14 protein-coding genes are annotated in these 16,590 nt (G+C 51.5%); 6 read left to right on the top strand and 8 right to left on the bottom strand.

Features of this window, described 5'->3' with window-relative positions; all coding sequences use genetic code 11:
• The 3 genes from RNAN_RS18225 to RNAN_RS18215 all read right to left on the bottom strand — a co-directional run.
• A partial coding sequence (locus tag RNAN_RS18225; protein ID WP_040552646.1) for a PHP domain-containing protein occupies window positions 1-2,312 on the bottom strand: 2,312 nt, incomplete at its 3' end.
• A gap of 18 nt (window positions 2,313-2,330) precedes the next feature.
• A complete protein-coding gene (locus RNAN_RS18220; protein WP_008224529.1) occupies window positions 2,331-3,179 on the bottom strand; it encodes a hydrolase 1, exosortase A system-associated in 849 nt (282 codons plus the stop codon).
• Complete coding sequence (locus RNAN_RS18215) at window positions 3,176-4,012, bottom strand: alpha/beta hydrolase family protein (RefSeq protein WP_008224528.1); 837 nt, start codon at window positions 4,010-4,012, stop codon at window positions 3,176-3,178. Before RNAN_RS18215 ends, RNAN_RS18220 begins: the two co-directional genes overlap by 4 nt.
• Before the next feature lie 173 nt (window positions 4,013-4,185).
• On the opposite strand from RNAN_RS18215, the gene RNAN_RS18210 reads away from it, so the two are divergent.
• On the top strand, window positions 4,186-5,304 hold the full coding sequence (locus RNAN_RS18210) for a DegT/DnrJ/EryC1/StrS family aminotransferase (RefSeq protein WP_008224526.1): 1,119 nt from the start codon (window positions 4,186-4,188) through the stop codon (window positions 5,302-5,304).
• The gene (locus RNAN_RS18205) at window positions 5,304-6,356 is read left to right on the top strand and encodes a GNAT family N-acetyltransferase (RefSeq protein ID WP_008224523.1); all 1,053 of its coding nucleotides are present in this window, start codon (window positions 5,304-5,306) and stop codon (window positions 6,354-6,356) included. The genes RNAN_RS18210 and RNAN_RS18205 overlap by 1 nt, the downstream gene beginning before the upstream one ends.
• Here the strand turns inward: RNAN_RS18205 and RNAN_RS18200 are convergent.
• On the bottom strand, window positions 6,347-7,285 hold the full coding sequence (locus RNAN_RS18200; protein WP_008224520.1) for a polysaccharide deacetylase family protein: 939 nt from the start codon (window positions 7,283-7,285) through the stop codon (window positions 6,347-6,349). The two genes, RNAN_RS18205 and RNAN_RS18200, sit on opposite strands and share 10 nt — an antisense overlap.
• A 236-nt stretch (window positions 7,286-7,521) precedes the next feature.
• Here RNAN_RS18200 and RNAN_RS18195 point away from each other — a divergent pair, with 236 nt between their 5' ends.
• From RNAN_RS18195 to RNAN_RS18180, 4 genes are read left to right on the top strand one after another with little or no spacing between them, the layout of a single operon-like run.
• The gene (locus tag RNAN_RS18195) at window positions 7,522-8,217 is read left to right on the top strand and encodes a tetratricopeptide repeat protein (protein WP_008224518.1); all 696 of its coding nucleotides are present in this window, start codon (window positions 7,522-7,524) and stop codon (window positions 8,215-8,217) included.
• 2 nt (window positions 8,218-8,219) lie between these two features.
• Window positions 8,220-9,485, top strand: a complete 1,266-nt coding sequence (locus RNAN_RS18190; protein WP_008224516.1) for a 3-deoxy-D-manno-octulosonic acid transferase — start codon at window positions 8,220-8,222, stop codon at window positions 9,483-9,485.
• A gap of 24 nt (window positions 9,486-9,509) precedes the next feature.
• A complete protein-coding gene (locus tag RNAN_RS18185) occupies window positions 9,510-10,409 on the top strand; it encodes a hypothetical protein (RefSeq protein ID WP_008224515.1) in 900 nt (299 codons plus the stop codon).
• A 32-nt stretch (window positions 10,410-10,441) separates the two neighbouring features.
• A complete protein-coding gene (locus RNAN_RS18180) occupies window positions 10,442-11,503 on the top strand; it encodes a polysaccharide pyruvyl transferase family protein (RefSeq protein ID WP_008224513.1) in 1,062 nt (353 codons plus the stop codon).
• Here the strand turns inward: RNAN_RS18180 and RNAN_RS18175 are convergent.
• The 4 genes from RNAN_RS18175 to RNAN_RS18160 all read right to left on the bottom strand — a co-directional run.
• A complete protein-coding gene (locus RNAN_RS18175) occupies window positions 11,500-13,263 on the bottom strand; it encodes an asparagine synthetase B family protein (protein WP_008224511.1) in 1,764 nt (587 codons plus the stop codon). The two genes, RNAN_RS18180 and RNAN_RS18175, sit on opposite strands and share 4 nt — an antisense overlap.
• A gap of 1 nt (window position 13,264) precedes the next feature.
• Window positions 13,265-14,215: a glycosyltransferase family 2 protein gene (locus tag RNAN_RS18170; RefSeq protein WP_008224510.1), complete on the bottom strand. Its 951-nt coding sequence runs from the start codon at window positions 14,213-14,215 to the stop codon at window positions 13,265-13,267.
• A 1-nt stretch (window position 14,216) separates the two neighbouring features.
• Complete coding sequence (locus RNAN_RS18165) at window positions 14,217-15,119, bottom strand: polysaccharide pyruvyl transferase family protein (RefSeq protein ID WP_008224509.1); 903 nt, start codon at window positions 15,117-15,119, stop codon at window positions 14,217-14,219.
• Between the two features lie 13 nt (window positions 15,120-15,132).
• A partial coding sequence (locus RNAN_RS18160) for a lipopolysaccharide biosynthesis protein (protein ID WP_237739950.1) occupies window positions 15,133-16,590 on the bottom strand: 1,458 nt, incomplete at its 5' end.

The following is a 16,590-nucleotide window of genomic DNA, read 5'->3' as shown; positions in this document are numbered from 1 at the left end:
GGGGGCCCCCCCGGTGGCCCCCGCCAGTCCGTTGGGTTAAGGCTAAGTGCAAGTGTTACCTGGACAACTGCCGCCTCGGTGTTAACACGCTGCCCGGCATAAGCCCGCTCACCGGTAGCAGTGTCGGCATAAAATTGCAGGCTATTGATTGCCTTACCGTGCGAGCCCCAAAACTGCCCCTGTCGCAGGGCGTTAAGCACTGCGGCCGTGGTGTTAACGCTGGCATGAATATGGGTGCGGGAGAACTGACAGGGGGCGTAGTCCAGATTGTCGTTGTGGTAATCTGAGCTGGCCAGCGCGCCCCAGATATCGAGACCTTGCTGTAACAGCTTATCCCACTGACCGCCAATAATGGCCACGGCCGGATCCCAACCGTCAACTGTACGGTAACGGTAGGTATAGCTGGCATTTTTATTACCTTGCTGGCGCTGATGGCCGGGGCCGCCTTCAAAACCCACCAAATTACTATGCTGACTGCGCCACAGCTTTACATCAAACAGGTTTTCCGCCGCAGATAAATCTTTGCGACTGGGGTGGTTATAAAACAGCACCGCTTGCTGCTGAGCAAGCCCAGGTTGGTTGTTTAACCAGCTTAACGCTTGTAGTGCGTCAAAACGGGTGCTGCTGCCACTGTCAAATTGCTGGCGAAACCTTTGCAGCAGCTCGCCGGCATTGTCCAGGTCGGGCAGTAACACGCCAACATGTTCGCGGCCGCGAAACGGCAATATATTCCACTCCAGCCCGGTAATAATGTTAAGGGGCGCATGGCGGGCCCGGGCGCTGAGAATATCCTGCTGATAGCGCCCGGTATCAAAGCGGGTTAAACCACGGTCTGAGTGATCAGTCAGCGCTATCACATCGCAGCCATGTTGCTGCGCCAACCGGGCCAGTTCATCGATGCTGCGCGCGCCATCAGAATAGCGGCTGTGTAGGTGTAAATCAGCAATCAGAGTCCGGCTTGATGGCGGCTGAGTGGCGCGGGATAACTGTGCCACACCGCTAAAAGGTGCGGCTTGCTGGTACAGCGCCAGTTGGTTCAGCCTTAAGGCTATCTGCTGCTCCAGTGCCTTAAAACCTGCGCCCTGATAGCCGCCTAACTGCTCGATAACCTGCTGCTCAGTTAATCCTTCGGGTAAATCATGCACCGCCGGCATCATTGCCATTTCCATCTCATCGCTGTCAAACTGCGCTAAACGTCTGGCGTCGATACTGCTTAAGCGTTCGGCAAATAGAATGCCGGCTCTGTCGGCACTCAGATCGGCAAAGCTAAAACCGGAGCCGCCGCTGTCGGCATCGAGAATTTCTTTTAAATTACCAATCTGGCTGGAAATGCCGGCGCTACCCAGTTGCTGAAAGACCGCCGAATACAAAAAGTGCAGTGCCAAATCGTGCCGGCCCAGCAAGGTGACTTTGGCCAGCCTTGGCACCTGGTCAGGCTCAGCGTTATCGGTGGCGTAGCGGACAAAATGGCGGTTGCCAAAGCCCACCGCTAAGGCCCACATCGCTTGGCGGTATTCATATTCAGGGTTGTCGCCCGCAGCGCGTGCAGCGGCAAATAACAGCAGTTCGCGGCTGTAAAAAGCTAGCCGCCGCTCATCAGGGTGTTGTTGGTACAGGCTGCGTAACTGCTCCAGATAGACGGCAATATCGGGTGCAAAGCGGCTGTCGCTTTGTAGCAGGTCGCGCGCCATATTGCGCGCCTGATACAACTGCGGGTTAAGTTTAAGCTTTAGCGCATTGGCATTTTCATCGACAAAATACAACTTGCCGTTAGCCAGCTCGCCTTTTTGCAGCAGCGATAACAGCTGCTGGTCGGCCGGGGCGGCCAGCATGGTTTTAACCGCCGCTGACAGCATGGCATTGGCCACGGCGCCGGGTAGCGGTATTTTACCCAGCCGGCAATGATCAATAGCAAAACCGTCGTTACCGGGTAAAAACAGGCAATAGGCGCTGACCCTGCGCTGCTGGCTAAACTGCCAGTCGGCGCGCACCGCAACGCCAAAATTGGAAATCACACCATTAAACTGCAGCGGGGCCACAGTATAACTGGCCACATTCATCAGTGCGTCCAGCTGCGCCTGTTCAAAGCTCAGCTCAATACGATCGTCGGCCTGGCTTAACTGGCGCAGGGTTGAGCTAAGCAGCTTACGCGCTGTAGTCACATCTTTACTGCTAATATCGCTATTGCTGGTTTGGCCACTGCTGGTCAGTAACCACCACAGCCCGGCCAGCAGTAAACTTAGCAGCAACAGGCGTTTAACCCAGCTGGGTAGGCGTTTTTGTGTGTTGCTATCAGGCTCGGTATTGGCCATAGTCGGTTTTTTTGCGGCTTAAGGTGTTTGTAACCATTGCAGCGTAGCCTGTTCCACCTGCCCGCGCCATAACTGACTGGAAAAGGTATGGTTAGCCTCACTGATCTGGCTATGCTGTGCCTTTGCCAGACAGCCGGCCCAGGCAGTGTCAGTGGCGCAAAGCTGCAAAAACTCCTGCGCCGTTAAATCATTCCCACTGGTGATGATGAGCACCTGGCCGCTAAAGCGCTGCCAGCCACGCAGCATCAGCTGCACATAGTTTTGCGCGTTAGCTTGCGGTGTAATGCTGGCGGCCGGGCGGTTAGCCCGGCGCTGCTGCAGTGTCTGCCACAGCCCTTGAATACTGTGCTTTAGCGCCACACCGCCGCCGAACAGCTTTTGCCAGAATTGACGGCTAAACAGCCGTTTTACATAGTAGTGTTTTAACATTACCTCGGCATGGCTATGCTGCTGGCGTACCCAGGGGTTTAGCAATACGGTGCCACTCACCCTGGGATCGGGTTTATTCAGGTATAACAAGATGGCGCTGGCGGCATCGCACAGGCCCCACAGCACCACGTTTTTTAGTTGTGGGCACTGCTGCATCAGCGCAGTTATCCCGGCCTCAATTTCAGCATCTTGCTGATAGAATTCGGCTTTTGTGCCGCTGCTGTCGCCCATACCCGCGGCATCCAGGCGCAGCGACGCGATGCCTTCTGCGGCCAACGCCCGGCTTAATTTAACAAACTGGCGGTGGCTACCCACCCGGTACTGTGGCCCGCCGACCAGAATTAGCACACCGGTATCCTGCCGATCGCTGTCTGGCTGGTGCAGAATGGCGCTAAGGCTGTTATCAGTGCAGGTGATACTGACAAACTGCTCGCTCATAGGCCACCCCGGTTAAATTGCTCCAGCGTGTGTGTCATCAGCGCATCTGCGCGGGCAAGCTCAGTGGTTTGCCAGTAAGGTTCAGCTTTTAACTGGATAAAGTTTACTGCTGTAACGTGTTGTAACTGCTCAAGCTTCTTTTGCACCGGCAGCGCAACGGCGTTCAGCTGCGAGGTTTCAAACCAACTGAGCTGGCACTGTGCTAACTGGGGGGGGAAGGTTGACTGCAGTTCAGTCAGGCTTTGATAAAACGCCCGGCTTATCGGATAACCGGCGATTTCCACTGTTGCCCCGCCAAGCAGTTGCTGCTCCAGCTCAGCCTGGCTTAGTTTTACCCCGCCAGCCATTGCTTCGGCCACTTTAATACGGACAAATTGTTGCCAGAATTTGGCTACGTCAAACATCGGTTGCCATAACGCAATTTTTTCAGCGGTAAGTGGCAGCGTATTTTGATGAAGTAAATCAAAAAGTTGTATTGCACCAAAGCGTACGGCAATAAAGCTAACCTGTTGATAGCCGGCCGCCTTTAGCAGATTAAGCAGTGCCAGCAAATCTTGGCGCCAGATAATTGTGGTGGCGCTGTCTAAATCGCCCTCGCTATCGCCGGTACCATAGTGATCGAGCATAAAACAGCTAACGCCGACCGCGGCAAGCTTACGCATTGTTGCACTAAGTAGATGCCGGGTTTTATTCATCTCCTCAGCAAAAGGCGGCAGTATCACCATTGCTGCTGAGGTGGCCTGCGTAGCTTGGGTAGTATGAAGAAACACCTTGCCGCGGCTTAGCGCTAAAAAGCCGGGTTGGTTAAGACTTGCGGTTAAATCCGTTTGCATGCTGCATCCTGCATCAGTAGCACCGGCCAGATAATGGCCCTTAGTTGTGCTAAATCATACCTTGTCTGCAGCGGGCATCCAAGTCTGTTGCAAGTGCATCTGATATTGTCGCAGGTTGTGCTGTGGTTTTAGTTAGTGTTAGCATGAGTGCATCTTCGTTCGGGGTTCAACACATGGATGTTAAATTTGCCCCTGTGATGGCAAATGCGGCAGATTTTCCCGAAGCAATAATCAGGGCAACGCCTGGTTTTGGCTTCAGTGACGTCGGTTTGCTATGGCAGAAACTTCAGCTTGGTCAGTGCACCTATACCCGTAACGGTAGGGCAGCCATTGCCATAGCCGCGCAGCAGCTTCAATACCCAAACCAAACCAATACGGTATTATTGCCGGCCTATCATTGCCCGGCGCTGGTTGAGCCTTTTCTCTGGCTGGGTTATCGGGTGCGGTTTTATCCGGTACAGGCCGATTTGTCAGTTGATGCCGCCGTATTTCAGCGTTTACTCACTGCGGATGTCAGCCACTGTGTGGTCGTGCAGTTTTTTGGCTTTAAGCAAAACGCGAATCAGCTTATTACCCTGGCTCACGCTGCGGGAAAACGGGTACTGGAAGATTGCGCTCATGGTCTGGTTGATTTTGTTGCATCGCTGCAGCAGGATGATCCGCGTGTTTCGGCGCGTATTTGCAGTATTAACAAGGTGTTGCCGACCATAGATGGTGGCTTACTGTATTTGCGCCAGCGCCAGAGTACACAGCCCGGCCATTGCAGCTGGCTGGAAGAGCTAAAGGGTATAGCGTTTTTGCTGAAAATTCCGCAGCGTTTACAACGCTTAAGGCAGCGCACAAAGACACGTAAGCCTGATAGGATATCAACACCGGAGCCTACGCCGGGTTTTAAATACTTCAGACCTGCAGATCTGAACTCTGCCAGCTTCCGCCATACCAAATGGATTTTGCAATGCAGCGATCTGGCCGCCATTAAAACCAAGCGGCGGGCGAATTATCATTATCTGGTGACGGGCTTGGCGGGGGTGGCTGCAGGCACTTGTCTGTATCCTGTTATTGCTGATGAAGCGCCTTACGTGTTGCCGTTTTTACTGCGCGATGGCAGTCATTTTCAGCAACTGCGCTTAAAAAAAATTCAGGTACTGCGCTGGGAAGAGATGGCGCCCAGTGGCTGCGACATTACCGAGCAATATCGTAGCCGGTTAATTCAGTTGCCCTGTCATCATAAATTAACCCGGGCAGATTTAGACTATATTATCCAGGCCATGGCAGGCCTGACGGAGTTGTAATGGAAACAGGCGTATATCCGGTTAGTTATTTTGACAGCTTGCGGCCACAGTGGGACAGCCTGAATCAGCAGACACAGTGCCAGGCGATTTTAGATGCCGATTTTATCAGTTGTTTAATTAAGCATTTTTTCCGTGGCGACGAGCAACTGCTGGTGGTGTATCAGGCGTCACAGCTGCGTTTTATCGGTTTTTTTCAGCGCACAGCTTTTGGCTGCTGGCAAACCGTGATGCCATCGCAGGCGCCGGTTGGGCTTTGGCTGGCACGTGCACATAGCATCGATGAGGCCTTATTGAAGGCCATCGCACAAGTGCTGCCTGGCCCGGTATTGCAACTGGATTTACTGCAAGCCGACAGCCGTAACTTAACGGTGGCGCCCGCAATTTATCAGCAGTTTTATATTGAAACCGGCAACCGCCCGGTACCGGCACATTATGACGACTTTGCCAAAACCATTGGTAAAAACTTACGGCAAAACTGCAACAAAGCCTATAACCGCGCCGAGCGTGACAACGACAGCCTGAGCGCAGAAGTGGTTTGCTCACCAGCGCAGGTAACGGCAGGCGTTATCCATTATGGCGAGATTGAAAGCGCCAGCTGGAAAGCTCAGGAGGGCACGGCTATTAGCCCCGACAATCAGCAAGGCCAGTTTTATCAGCAAATGATGACTGAGCTGGCGCAGCGTCAGGCCGCCTGTGTCTGGTATTTTAAAGTATCGGGCAAGGTTGCCGCTGTCGATCTGTGCGTGAGCAAAAATGGCAGTTTAATTATTCTTAAAACCACTTTTGATGAGCAATACGCCCGCTATTCACCCGCCTTATTACTTAAGCTGGAGATGTTAAAATACTACGCCGGGAACCCGCAGCTGGGTATTAACAATATTGAGTTTTATGGCAAAGCAATGGACTGGCACAAACGTCTGAACTCAGAACTGCGGCCCATAGTGCATCTTAGCTGGCAACGCACCCGCTTGCTGCAGTGGCTGGTACGCCAGCTTAAACAATACCGTAAGCGCAACAGCGCAACTCAGGCACAGGCTGAACCTCAGGCCTGACTAAGCATGTTTTTTACTAAGCGCAGATGAAACGCCAACGGCGTTTTATCCCAGGGGGTAAAACGTTTTAGCAGATAAGCCGGGGTGTGCCTATCTGACACACCCCAATTGGTCACCACCGCGCTGGCAAACCCCGCCTGTTTTACCAGCTGCACTGCGGTGTCATCAAAGTCGGTGCCCTGGCCGCCATTAGGGTAAGCAAAGTGCATTACACGCTGGCCCAGCCACTGCTCTAACTGGTGTTTCGATTGGTGTATTTCGGCTTGCTGCTGCCCGGCTGGCAGCACTTTTAAAATAGGGTGATGCACTGTGTGGGCGCCCAGCGTAATGCCGCTTGCGGCCAGTTGCTTTAATTGTGCCGGGTTCATCATCAAGGGGGCCTGCTCGGTAGCCTGGTTTTGCGCGTAATACTGGTTCACTTTGGCCAGCCGCTGCTCAAAGGGCAAATACTTCAGGCTTTTCAGCCATTGCTGGGCTTTGCTGCGCCTGTCTGGCCAGTCAGCCAAACTGACCACAGTGTCATCCAGTTGCAGTGAACTGCGTTTAGTGTCGGCGAATAAATGAATAAGACGGTCATTCCACATGTTTTGCCCCTGGCTAAAGCCGGTAGCGATATACACGGTGGCGGCTATACCATATTTGGCCAGGATCGGCTGCGCGATGGTCAGGTTATTAATGTAGCCATCATCGAAAGTGACACACACCGCATTGGCAGGCAGAGTGTTGTGCCGTAAATGCGCCAGTGCTTCATCCAGCGACAACGGCGTAAAGTAATCGCGCAGCAGGCGCATTTGCCAGTCAAATACCTCTGCTGTAGGCTCAGAGGGCCGCATCGGGTCGGCTGTTTCCAGTACCTGATGATAAATTAGAATACTCAGTTTATTCGCGGCTAAAACCTTACCGGCAAGTTTGATGGCGCTATGAAACATATCGACTGTCCCTGTTATTGCGGCCGCAGATCCTATCTGGTGCAATATTGTTGTTACCGGCTAATGCTAGCCTACTAGCGCCGGTTAAGTCTATTAATGAATGACAACAGGTGAAGCGGGCTTAGTCTGGCTGTTGGTGCAAACTTAGCAAAGCCGCGCAATGTTGTGCCGGCTAACTGGAAATAGCCCGAATAAATGAGTACACTTGGGCAAAATATCGACATGGAGTGTCTGTTATGATCCGGCTGTTAGCCTTTATAAGCCTGAGCCTGCTTGGTGCATCACTGCCGTTAGCTGCAGAGCCAAACGATTGCGAACCGTTAAAGCTATCTAAAAAAGGCCCGCCTTTTGATTACAATGACCCATCGGAGCTGGCAAGAGAGCGGCTGAATCTGGCAGAGGGGGCCCATTTTACCCAAAGCGTCCGTTCAGGCACAGCAGGTAATGCCGGCTCGTTAATTGGTGATTTGGATTTTGTGCTGCGGGTTTTCCCTAATCATCCTTATGCGTTGTCGGTGATGGCCGACGTACAGCAGCGCCCTGGTTTTACCCGGCAGCACCCGCTGCGTAAAGACAAATATTACCCAACATTAAACTGTTATTTTCAGCGGGCTCTGCAAGTTGCCCCCAATGATGCCGCCGTTTATCTGGTGATGGCGATACACCAACACAAATTAAAACGCTTTGAGCAAGCCAAAGGCCATTACCAAAAAGCCATTACGTTAAAACCTGATGCTGCCGAGGCGCACTACAACTTTGGCTTGTTACTGGTTTCGACCGGCGAGTTAGAGCAGGCGCTTAAGCATGCCCATACTGCGTATAATCTGGGATATCCGCTACCCGGATTAAAAGAGAAACTGCGCAGCCGGGGTGTGTGGCGTGAGCCGGTAGCACCCGCACCCGAGCAGCCCTTAGCTGACGCCGGGTTATAAGCGTGCTGAAAACGCTTGTCCGCTTGCTGCCCGAGCCTGTGCGCTGGGCCGGCTATGCGCTGCTGCATCGGCTGTTGCACCGCAACACTGTCACGATAATGCCTGCTACGCCGACAAAGCCCGAGCGCTATATCTGGATATTTTGCTCTACTATAGGTGAGCTAAACGCCTGCAAACAGCTGATAGCGCACTATTGTGCAAAGGCAAAGGTGTTACTGCTAACCGACAGAGAGATTTACCTTGAAAGCTATCAACAACAGTTTCCTACCGCTGTCGTTGCAGTAGCGGCGCTGGATTTTCGCCACACCCACAGCCTGCTAAGCCAATACCCGCCTAAGCTGGCTATAGTGTGTGAAATTCCACTACTGTTACATGATGCGCCTTGCCGCTTGTCCTATGGTGTACTGCGGTTATTGAAACAGCAGCAGGTTAGGATTTGTCTGGTCAATGGTTGGCTGTATGGTTACCAGCCCGCCTGTAAACAGGACAGCATCGAGAAGTACTTGTTTGAGCAGGATTATCTTAACTGCTTTGATGTGATGTCGGTGCAAACCGAGCAGATCAAACAGCAACTGGTAGAGCAGGGCGCAAAGCCAGAGCGGCTTGTGGTCAGCGGCAATATGAAATACGACAACCTGGATGCCAGCCTTACCCTTAACCAGCCGACACAAGCTATGCTAGGCGTGCTGCTAAAGCAACCACAGTTATTTGTTGCCGGCTGCGTTACCGATGTGTGGGAATATGAACTGGTGATCAAGGCCTTTGCCCGTGCCCGGCAAAGTGAAGCCGCGCTAAAGCTGGTTATCGCACCGCGCCACCCGGAAAAACCAGAGCAGCTGGCGGCACTGGAGCAGCTGTTGCAACAACATCAGCTGGTTTATCAGTACCGTAGCCAGGTAACGGCGCAGTCACTGCAACTTGACGATGTATTAATTGTTGATAGCTTCGGTGAGTTAAAGGCGTTTTATGCCGCCGCTTATGCCTGTTATGTCGGTATTAATCACAATATTCTTGAACCGCTAAGTTTGGGCAAGCCAGTGGCGGTGCTGGGCAACTGGGAGCCAAGCTACCCCAGCTACCCGGTATTTAGCATAGCCCGCAGCAAGCAGCTGGTCACAGAGCTTAGCGATGCCGCAGATTTAGCAAGGTTTTTAGCAACATCAGCAACTGCTGCCGGCAATAGCGACAAGGCGCGGCAGGTTGTTGAGCAGTTAGCACAATTATCCGGTGCTTTAGCACGTAATATTGCACTTATTGATGCAGCGTAACGGCGATTGTAAAAGGGAATTAACATGACCAACCGATTAAGTATCCTGTCCAATGCCAGTAAATTGGACGTTGTTACCGAGCCTTACCCCCATATCATTATTAAAAATGCGCTGGATCCGGATGTCTTTCAGCAACTGGCCGACGAATACCCCGATCCTGCAGTGGTGTTAAATGGCCGGGAGAAAAAGGATACCTGGTACGACTATCCGGCCTGTTTTGCGCTGCAAAATAGCAAGATTACGCCAATGTGGCAGGCATTTTTGGCGTATCACACCTCGGCCGAGTTTTATCATGAGCTGATGCAGCTGTTTGGCGATACTATCAGGCAATGGCACCCGCTGTTAGAGCAGAAGTTTGGTAAAAAACTGGAAGATTTTTCTACCAGCATGCGGCAAAACGGTGCGGCCGATAACCAGCAAAATTATGCAACAGATGTGTCGTTAGAGTGCCAGTTTTATGTCAACTATACCGAGCAGCCACGGGCTGTGCGCGGCCCCCATGTTGACCGCCCAACCGAGTTATATGCCGCCTTGCTGTATTTCCGCCAGGACAATGACGACTCCACCGGCAGTAACCTTGAGGTGTGTCAGGCGCTAAACCCGGAGCAAATGCATCCGGGTAAAAAAATCGTGGTTGACCATTTACCGATGGAAGTTGAGCCAGACAAAGTAAAGGTTGTCAGCAGTGCCACTTATGAAGCCAATACACTGGTGCTGTTTATCAATTCAGAGAAATCTATCCATGCGGTGTCACCGCGCACAGCTACGCCGGTGCCGCGTAAGCATATTAATTTTACTGCCGACTTGTTCTCGTTAGCTGATCAGGGGCTGTTTCAGGTCGTGCATCGCACCGACAAAAAGTTAAAGCGCTGGTTGGCAGATAAACCCGTGATCTGGCGCTTAGCCAGGTTTATCTCCAATTAGTTTAGTGTTGTTTACCGGTTTAGGGCGAAGTAATGAAATCTGTTGTGTTAGTTAACGATACCACTACACAAATGCATCACGGCTGTGAGTTGGTAATGAAGCAAATTCGGCTTTTGCTGGGCAAAAGAGGTATCAAAGTGCTTGCTACCTCAGCTGAGGGGACTGACTGGCGCTGCGACCAGGCTTTTTTGACTGCAGCTGCACGCTGTGATGCCATTATTGTTAATGGAGAGGGCACTATTCATCACAACCGGCCAGCGGGGCGTAAGTTACTTGAGGTAACCGAACTGGCAGAGCAACACCGGATCCCGGCTTTTCTTATCAACACCACTTACCAGGATAACCCGCCGGAGTTTAAGCAGTATCTGGATAAGTTTTCCGCAATTTTTGTGCGCGAAGGCGAGAGCGCCAAAGCATTAGCTAAGATCGCTGTACCCTCAACTGTGGTGCCCGATATCACCTTAAGTTACGACTATCAGCCTTACTCTGAACGGAAACAGATTGGTGTAAGTGACAGTTCTATCACGCCTATTGCAAAAAAGCTCTTCGCGCTGTGTCGGGAAAATAAAGCACTATTTTTGCCGGTACTGCGAAGCAGTAAGTACGATGGTGTTTTTAATTTCACCGAGCGGTTACGGGACCTGAAGTTTGAACTTACCAAGCTAAAACTAAAGCTAACCGGGGCCGAGGACTACTTACAGCTTAGAAATTTGTTTGTTAAGAAGTCCATCAAGCAGTTCTTCGATGCAGTAGCATCATGTCATGTTGTCGTCAGTGGCAGATTTCATGTGATTTGCTTTTGTATGCTTACCGAAACACCTTTCCTTGGCATTGATGGTAACAGCCATAAAATACAGTCAATGCTTAATGATATTGGTTTATCGCCAGACAGAATAATTGCCGAAGACGACATTGCGGCGATTTCTATGCAGAGTAATTACGCTTACACCCAAGCTGAACTGGCTGCACTTCGAGCCTTTAAGCTTCAGGCAAAGGCGGGCATTAATAATATGTTTGATATTATCGCCCAAACCATCAACGGCAGACCTTTACCAGCAGCCAAATCAGTTTCAGCACTTCACCCCAATGGTTAAGTGCTGTGCTGCTGTAACCACAGCTCCAGTACCACAATAATCCACACCAACTCACCGTAATAACCGGCATGGCCGTTTTCAAAGGTAGCTATGGCATGGTCAATAAACGTCGGTTGTAAAATGTCGCGCTGTTTAACGCTTTGCAGTGCACTAAGCGCCAGGCTGTGCAAATCGGGCCGTTGTTTCATCCATACGCCAAATGGCAAACCAAAACCGTGTTTGCTTTTGCTGATAGTGGCGTCTGGCAAAAAGCCACGGAAACTGGCTTTGTAAAAGTCGCGCAGTTTTTGCCCCGGCGCTTTTAAGCGGGCTGGCACGGTGCAGCTAAAATCGACCAGCTCTTTTTCAAACAGCGGAAAGCGCACCTCTACACCGGCCAGCTGACACATTTGGCTCACTTTGACTAAATCGTTATCGGCCAGGGTAAACTTCCAGTCCAGGTACATCATTTTATCCACCGCATCTTCTGAGCGGCAGGCCTGGTAGCGCTCGCGCTTTTGCTGCGCCGGCAGGTGGGTATCGACCTGTTGCAGCAGCGTCGGGCTGAACATTTGCGCTAAGTTGAAGCGGTTTAAAAAGTTGTAGCTGTCCAGCCGGTCGGGCAGAGGCACCTTGGCCTGGCGCACATAACTGCTGGCTTTTTTCACCAGCGGCAGTTTATCGGCCAGCGGGTTATCTAACCCCAGCTTTAACAAAGCCTGCAGCGGGCCGGGCAGGGCACTGTAGCGCTGAAATACCTTTTGTTTTACATAGCGCTCGTTGCCGGCAAAAATTTCATCACCGCCATCGCCGGCCAGCATTACCGTTATGCCGTCTGCCCTGGCGGTTTTTGCGCAAATATAGGCAGCCATGGCAGAAGAGTTGCCAAAGGGCTCATTAAAATAACCGGCTACCTGGTTAAAGTGCTGGGCTATTTCATCGGGCTGTAAATAGTGCACCTTGTGCTCAGTGGCAAAATGCTTGGCGGTAATTAACGCATATTCGGTTTCATCATAGCCTTTGGCTTCAAAGCCAATGGAGTAGGTTTTAGCCGCTTTACCCAAAGGCTGCTGATGTTTGGCCAACATGCCGGCGACGGTAGAGCTGTCCAGACCGCCGCTTAAAAAGGCCGCGCAGTTATCGGCCATATTGCGCTTCACGGCCACCGCGATCAGCTTTTTACAGCGTGCCATCAGCGCTTCAGCGCTGTCATTACTTGGGCTAAATACCGGCTGATAATAATTGATCTGTTGCAGTGGCTGGTCGGTGTTAACCTTTGCCACTACGCCGGGCTCCAGTTTGCTAATGCCCTGATAAATGCTCAGTGGTGAGGGAATGCAATGAAAAAACAGGTAGTTAAACAGTGCCTGTGGCGCAAGTGATGCACTGTTTTTCGCCCCGTGCAGTGCTGGCATATTGTCGCTGATGTGAATGTTGGCCTTATCGCGCTGGTCGATATAGCAAGGGATACTACCGACATGGTCGTTGATAATACTTACCTGGCCGCTTTGTTTGTTCACCAACAATATCAGGAAAAAACCGGCCAGGGCCTGGGTCAGTGTTACCGGCTCGTTTAACGGTTGCGTCAGTAGCCAAAGCGCATTGTCCTGGCGCAGATAATCCTGCTCATACGGCCTTACACGGCCAATCACTGCCACCAGATGCTGGGCATTTTGTGCCATGGCGATGGGTTGGCGACTGCTTAGTGTCAGCGTAACTGCAATCTTAGCGTGGCTTAACTGCAATTGTCGCTCTGCGCTTTGCGCGATAGTCCATGACATGTCAGGCTTCCTTTCGTTTAACCAGCACAGAAAAGGTTATCGGGTTGCTGCAAGCCAGCATCAGTAAGCCGGCTTTTAGGCTGTTATAGCCGTATTTCAGGCTGTGGCGAAAGGCGTCAAAAGCCACAGCACGGTTGCGGTTTAACATGGCCTGATAACCGTAAATAAAATGGCGCTGCCCCAGATAACGGTTAGCTTGCTGCTGGCTGATGCTATTACCTGACGGGCAGCGTAAACCAAACTGTTTTATGTTGGCTTCCAGGACCAGCAGGCTGTAATTCTTCGGATGCAGCTTTTTGGTAATACTAACCGGGTTATCGCGGTATACCGAATAGGCCCGCTGCAACTTAGCTACCTGGCAATGTTGGGAAATACGCAGCCAATAGTCGTGATCTTCGCCAATACGGTAAGCTTCGTTAAAATAGCCGACTTGTTGTAGCAGGCTTTTTCTGAGCACTGCCGTAGTGGTATGGATATAACACACTGCCAGCAATTTTAAGTACAGCCAACCTGACAGCTCCGGTACCAGTTGCTCTGGCGATACTTGTGGCCGCTTGGCTAAAATATCGGCCAACGGGTGTTGTTGATCCCAGACTATCCAGCCGGTATAGCAAAGGCCGAGTTCTGGCTTTGCCTCTAACAGGGCAATTTGGGCACTGAGTTTGCCGGGCAGCCAGATATCGTCGCTGTCGTTAAAGGCAATATAATCGCCTTTCGCTGCACGCATACCGGTATTTCTGGCGGCGGCAGGGCCGCTGTTGGCCTGAAAAATAAGCCGGATTTTATCGCCGTACTGGCGCAGGATCTCAGGACTGCTATCGGTTGAGCCATCATCTACCACGATAAGTTCAATGTTGGGGTAATCCTGCGACAACACACTGTCGATCGCTTCATTTAAGTGCGCGGCACTGTTGTAGCAGGGCATGATTACACTGACAAGTGGCATCGGCATGTCAAATCCCCTGATCTTGTTTGAAGCGCTGCACTGTTGCTAACAGCCGCTCAGTGTTGGCGGCAAATATCGCATCAGTGCTTAAATGGGCTTTGGCCTGGCATAGCTGACGCAGCTCTGTGGCTGTTTGCTCTATCTGGCGCGACGTTGACGCTTGGGGCGGCGGTGTGCCCCAGCTTTTTTGCCACAAGGGCGTATGACGCAAACCGCGTTTTAGTTGATTTTTCAGCCTTGATGCCGTGCTAAGGTGATTATCGCCGCGCCATACCGGGCTTAGCGTATTAAACTGGCTTTTAAGCCCGACCGACATTAGCCAATCCTGCCATTTATACTCTGAAATATGCCGGTAGGCCTTTACCGGCACCCAGGGCACGCGGAATGAATCGGCTAAAATGGCGCCGTGCATGGCTTCCGTCAACAAGAGCTCGGACTGACAAATGGCATCAAATACCTGTAAAAACGGTTGGCGCGGGTCAATATAATGAATGCCAGCCAGCGCACAAACTTTGGCCCAATCGCCCAGTCGTGCACTTTCGCAGTGCGGCATAAAGCTGACTTTATGTAACTTGGGCCCGCTGTATTGATGAAAGCGGGGCGTTAACGAGGCCGGATCGGTAATCGCCAGTTCGCCGGCTAAGCCAAAAGCTTTTGCCGTTAGCGGGCCGCGTACGGCGTAGAATGTCCAGTGTTGATGCTGTTTGGGTAACTCGCCATAGCCATGACCTGAGCCAAACACGGTGACAGCAGGGGCGTCGGGAATGCGGTGATTCAGCAAGGTGCCGACACCAACGAATAAGTCTGTGTCGTGCTCGTTAAAAATATCACCCAATAACTGCTGCCAGAGCCAGGGGTTTAAGTCGTCGCCAAAATTGCCCTTGGGATCTTTAAAATAGTACAACTTCATGTATCGTCCTTGATTACAGCCTGAATTTAAGAGCTTCGGTAAAGCGCTGACGAAACCCTATCCATAAGATCGTGCAGTACAATAACGCGCCCATTATCACAGTAATCAGTAAATTTAGCCAACGTGGTATTGCATCGCCACTTAGCTGATTAAAGCCCATGATCATGACAAACATCATTAACGAGGCAAACAGCGGTGGCGCCAGCGCAATTATAATAGTGCTAAACGGAATTTTTGACCGGCGGGTGCATAGCTGCAGGGCGAACAAAAAGAACAGTGGTGTACTGACCAACCACGATGCCGCCATCACATTCACGCCGTAAGGTGCAGCCAGGTAAATAACGATAGCAGTAACCAGCAAGGAGACGCTAACGTGAATAAGGCCGGTAGACGGGTAGCCGAGCGCCTTCATTAATGGCGTAAACAGGTTAGTGGCCAGACGCAGCGGTACTGTCAGCAAAATAAGTTGCAGCGGCAGTATCGCCTGTTGCCAGCTGTCGCCCAAAATAAGCAAAACGGCATCTTCTGCCACTGCTGCCAGGCCATAAAACAACGGGAAACTAAACACGGTAATAATGCGAAAAATATAACAAAACACCCGGGCATACTCGCCCTCCTGATGCCGGATGGCGGCATACATCGGGTAGGCCACTTCGTTTACCAAGGGCATGGCTTTGGCCAGTGGTAACAGTGCCAGGTGAAAGGCTACCGCATAAATACCTAACTGATTTTGCTGTAAAAACTGCCCAGCGATCAAAATGTCTATTTTCATAAACAGCGTAAACAGCAAACCCGTGGCGGTAAGCGTTGCGCCAAATTTAATCGCATCGCCCGTGCCCCTAAAATGCAAAGCCGGCAGGTAAAGGGTTTTCATCACGGCGGTATAGCCAATGGCCCGCATAATGGTGACGGCGAGATTGGCCAATATAAGTGACCAAAACCCCATTCCCGCATAGGCCAGCGATAGCGCTAACATGCTACCTATGACACTGGCGCTCAGGTCTATTTTGGCGCGGCTTTTAAAATTAAGCTCACGGGCCAGTAAATTCGATGCCAGCGTCGCCCAGGGGCTGAATAAAAACGCTATGGCAGTAATTTGTAGCACTTGCCCTAATTGTGGTTGCTGGTAGAACTGGGCAATTTTTGCTGCACTAAACCATTGCAGCAGCGCCAGTGTCAGATTAAACAAAATTAATAAGCCCAAAATTTTGCGGATAAACAGCTTATCCAGGTTGTCCTGGCGGATTAATGCATTGCCCAGCCCGGCACTGGCAAGTTGCAGCGCTAACATCGACACGGTTTCGACAATCGCCACTATGCCGTAGTCGGCGGGGGTTAGAAAACGGATGACAAACAGCGACACAAACCAGGTGAATAGCTGCGACATAATGCGAAGCGCCAGGGTCCAGCGAAATGCACTACGGGTGCGGGATAGTATGTCGCTCATACTAGATGTTACCGCGGCTAAAAT

This window comes from Rheinheimera nanhaiensis E407-8, from assembly GCF_000296695.1.
GTDB classification, from domain to species: Bacteria; Pseudomonadota; Gammaproteobacteria; order Enterobacterales; family Alteromonadaceae; genus Alishewanella; species Alishewanella nanhaiensis.
This window is presented reverse-complemented; position numbering and strand designations above follow the sequence as displayed.